At 75.8% G+C, this 3,692-nt stretch carries 3 protein-coding genes and 1 pseudogene; 2 read left to right on the forward strand and 2 right to left on the reverse strand.

Going from position 1 to position 3,692, the window contains the following annotated elements; all coding sequences use genetic code 11:
* The first annotated feature begins 74 nt into the window (after nt 1-74).
* Nucleotides 75-1,841 carry a dolichyl-phosphate-mannose--protein mannosyltransferase gene (locus HCN52_RS22660; RefSeq protein ID WP_168090302.1) on the forward strand — a complete coding sequence of 589 codons (1,767 nt, stop codon included), beginning with the start codon at nt 75-77 and terminating at the stop codon, nt 1,839-1,841.
* A gap of 54 nt (nt 1,842-1,895) precedes the next feature.
* Here HCN52_RS22660 and HCN52_RS22665 read toward each other — a convergent pair whose 3' ends face one another.
* Nucleotides 1,896-2,396, reverse strand: coding sequence for a hypothetical protein (locus HCN52_RS22665; RefSeq protein ID WP_168090303.1), 501 nt, complete (start codon nt 2,394-2,396; stop codon nt 1,896-1,898).
* Nucleotides 2,393-2,904, reverse strand: a pseudogene (locus tag HCN52_RS22670) (SigE family RNA polymerase sigma factor). The gene HCN52_RS22665 and the pseudogene HCN52_RS22670 overlap by 4 nt, the downstream one beginning before the upstream one ends.
* A gap of 204 nt (nt 2,905-3,108) precedes the next feature.
* Here HCN52_RS22670 and HCN52_RS22675 point away from each other — a divergent pair.
* Nucleotides 3,109-3,654: a hypothetical protein gene (locus HCN52_RS22675; protein WP_168090304.1), complete on the forward strand. Its 546-nt coding sequence runs from the start codon at nt 3,109-3,111 to the stop codon at nt 3,652-3,654.
* The last annotated feature ends 38 nt before the right edge of the window (nt 3,655-3,692 follow it).

Here is a 3,692-nt window from a genome sequence, read left to right on the forward strand (position 1 = left end):
CGCCGCCCCCGCCCCGCGCACCACGCTTGTGCGGCCGCCCCCGGGCGCCCCCGGCGAGGCGGCGGTGGTGCCCGGTGACCACGCAGACCCCGGCGACCACGGGGAACACGGGGACCGAGCACCGGTCGCCGCGCCACGCCGCAGGACCCCCGGGCACGGGGCCTCCGCCACCGGAACGGGAGTGGGTCCGGCGACTGCGACGCCACGGCTACCGGGCGCGCGAAGACCGCGGCGTGCGGGAGCGGCTGGTACCGCCGTACCCGCGCCCCGCCGGCCGCCTGGGCCGCTACTTCGGTCTGGGGCCGACGGCGACGCTGCTGCTGTCGCGCTGGGCGGGCTGGCTCGGCCCTCTCCTCGTGGGCCTGTTCGCCGGTGCGCTGCGGTTCGTCAACCTCGGCAGCCCGCACGCCGTCGTCTTCGACGAGACGTACTACGCCAAGGACGCGTGGGCGCTGCTGCAACGCGGTCACGAGATGTCCTGGCCGGAGGACGCCAACGAACGCATCCTCACCGGCGACATCCCGCTGGGCGACACCGCCTCGTACGTGGTGCACCCACCCGTGGGCAAGTGGGTCATCGCCCTCGGCGAGTGGGCGTTCGGCATGGAGCCCTTCGGCTGGCGGTTCATGACCGCACTGCTGGGCGCCCTGTCGGTGGTGATGGTCTGCCGCATCGGCCGGCGGCTGCTGCGCTCCACCGCGCTGGGCTGCCTGGCCGGGGTGCTGCTCGCGCTCGACGGCCTGCACTTCGTCATGAGCCGCACCGCGCTGCTGGACCTGGTGCTGATGTTCTGGGTGCTGGCCGCGTTCGGCGCGCTCCTCGTCGACCGGGACCGCACTCGCGCCCGGTTCGTCACCGCCCTGGAGGCGGCCCAGCCCGCGACGGCCTCGGACGGGGTGCTGCGACCGGTCCGGGAGGTCGGCGAGCGGCTGACGCTCGGGCTGCGGCCGTGGCGGCTGGGGGCCGGACTGCTGCTGGGCCTGGCCTGCGCCACCAAGTGGTCCGGACTGTACGCGCTGGCGGCGTTCGGCATCCTGATCGTGCTGTGGGACGCGGCGGCGCGCCGCACCGCCGGCGCCCGGCGCCCCTACCGGGCGATGCTGCGGCGGGACGCGGTGCCCGCCTTCGTCTCGACGGTCCCGGTGGCCGCCGCGACCTACCTGGCGTCGTGGGCGGGCTGGTTCGCGACCGCCGGCGGGTACTACCGCCAGTGGGGCGCGGAGAACGGCAGCACCGGCAACGGCGCGCTGGACGCGCTGCGCTCCTGGTGGCACTACCACCGCGAGGCGTACGCGTTCCACGTCGGGCTGACCGACAGCCACGCCTACGACTCCAACCCGTGGAGCTGGCTCGTCAGCAGCCGCCCGGTGTCGTTCCACTACCAGTCGATCCAGGTCGGGCAGGGCGAGTGCGAGGCAGAGGAGGGCTGCGCCCGCGAGGTGCTGGCGCTCGGCACGCCGGTGCTGTGGTGGGCGGCGTGCCTGGCGCTGGTCTACGTCGCGTACCGGTGGCTGCTGCGGCGGGACTGGCGGGCCGGGGCCGTGCTGTGCGGCGTGGCCTGCGGCTACCTGCCGTGGTTCCTGTACCAGGAGCGCACGATCTTCTACTTCTACGCGGTGGTGCTGGTGCCGTTCCTCTGCCTCGCGCTGGCGATGGCGCTGGGGGCGGTGCTCGGGCCGCCGGGCTGCTCCGAGCGGCGCCGGGCGGCGGGGATCGTGGCGACCGGGGTGTTCGTGCTGGCCGTGGCGTGGAACTTCGTCTACTTCTACCCGCTGTACACCGGCATCGAGATCCCCATGGACTCCTGGCGCGCCAGGATGTGGCTCGACACGTGGGTGTGAGCGCGCCACCGCGGCGGGGGGCCGCGGGAGCCCGCTGACCGTGCGGCGGCCGGGTCAGTCCGGCGCGTGGCCCTCCGACGCACGGGGGGTGTCGGTTGCGCCGGGGGCGTCGTCGGCAGGGTTCTCCCGGCCTTCCGTCACCGCCTCGGCGCTCGGGTCGGCGGGGACGACCGCGCCGTCCGGGGCGGCGCTGCCGCTCTGCGGGCCCTCGTCCGGCGCGTCCATCCGGTCCGGCCAGGGGACCGCCTCCGGCTCCCGTTCCTCGGGTGCCGGGTCGGGGGCGGGCTGCTCGGCGGGGACCACCGGCGGCGGCTGCACCGCGGGCTGCACCAGCCCGGTGATCACCGCCGCGCCGACCACGACGGCGGTCGTGAGGGCGGTGGCCGCGGCGACCCGGCGGCGCCTGCGGAGACGCCGGCCACCGGTGACGGCCGCCCCGGCGAGGTCGCCGAGGGGAGGTTCCGGGTGCGCGGCCAGGATGGACCGGAACCCGTCGCGCAAGGCCTCGCCGCTGTCCTCATCGGCCTCGCCGCGCCGGACCATGTGCTCTCTCATCTCCTGCTCACCTCGCCGACCTGCTCCCCGATGATGCCGCGGAGTCGGGCGAGCCCGCGGGCACTCTGGCTCTTCACCGTCCCCGGCGACACCTTCAGCGCCCGCGCCGTCTCGTCCACGCTCCAGTCCTCCCAGAACCGCAGCACCAGCACCGCCCGGTAGCGCGGCGGCAGCTCCATCAGCGCCGCCTGCATCAGCAGGCGGAGTTCGGCCCCGGGCGGGCCGCCGTCGCCGGGTGGTTCGGGCGGGTCGCCCACGGGCTCCTCGCGGCGGCCTCGACGCCGGTACTGGTCGATGAAGGTACGCGTCAGGATGGTCCGCGCGTACGCCTCGACGTTGCCGTCCCGGCGAACCGCCCCCACGCCGCGTACAGCTTCATCAGGGTCGTCTGCGTGAGGTCCTGGGCCTCGTGCCAATCGCCGCACAGCAAGTAGGCGCTGCGCCTCAACTGCCGCTGCCGCGCCTCGGCGAACTCCCGGAACTCGCGTTCCCGGGCTGCTTCTCCCACCCGCCGGCCTTTCGCCACTCGGTCGTCTCGTCTCTCCTCCCCTTCTCTACGGGGCGGGGCGGTGCGGGGTTGCATGCCGCGGCCATGAGGTACGTCTCGCCGGCCAGACGCAACCCGGTGGCGCGGCGGTCCGTAGATCACTCCTGCAAGCACCGGCCGCGACGGCACCGTCGCGCCCGGGCCCTACGGAGAGTGGAGACGCACATGACCCGACGCAGCATGCGTCGCATCGCGCTGAGCGCGGCCGGCGTGGCCCTCGCGGCCGGCGCCCTGGCCACGGCGGCCAACGCCGCGCAGTCGCAGGAGCAGGGCGGTGCGAAGACCGCCACCCCGGTGGCGGAGGCGACGACGGAGCCGGCGGTCGACGACGGGGACGACCTCGTCGCGGAGCCTGCCACGGAGCCGGCGGTCGACGACGGGGACGACGTCGCGGCCGAGGCCCCGGCCGCCCCGAGCGCCGTCGTTCCGGCCGAGGCGGAGCCGGTCACCGGGCCCGTGGCGGCCGACGAGGTGACGGAGGAACCGGTGGCGGTGAAGCCGGACGAGATCGCCCCCTCGACGCCGCCGGTCGACGCAGTGGTCGAGCCCGACCCCGTCGCGGCGGTCCCGGACAGTGAGCCGTGCCTGCTGGTGCCGGCCGACGAGGCGGGCGAGCCGTTCCCCGAGGCGCTGGAGCGCTGCGAGGCGATCGAGGCGTCGGAGCCCGCGGAGGCGGCACCCGCGGAGGCGACGCCCGTTCCGGGCACGTGACCGCGGCCGGCGGCCCGACCGGGGGCGCCGGCGCACGC

The organism is Streptomyces bohaiensis, assembly GCF_012033785.1.
GTDB classification, from domain to species: domain Bacteria; phylum Actinomycetota; class Actinomycetes; order Streptomycetales; family Streptomycetaceae; genus Streptomyces; species Streptomyces bohaiensis.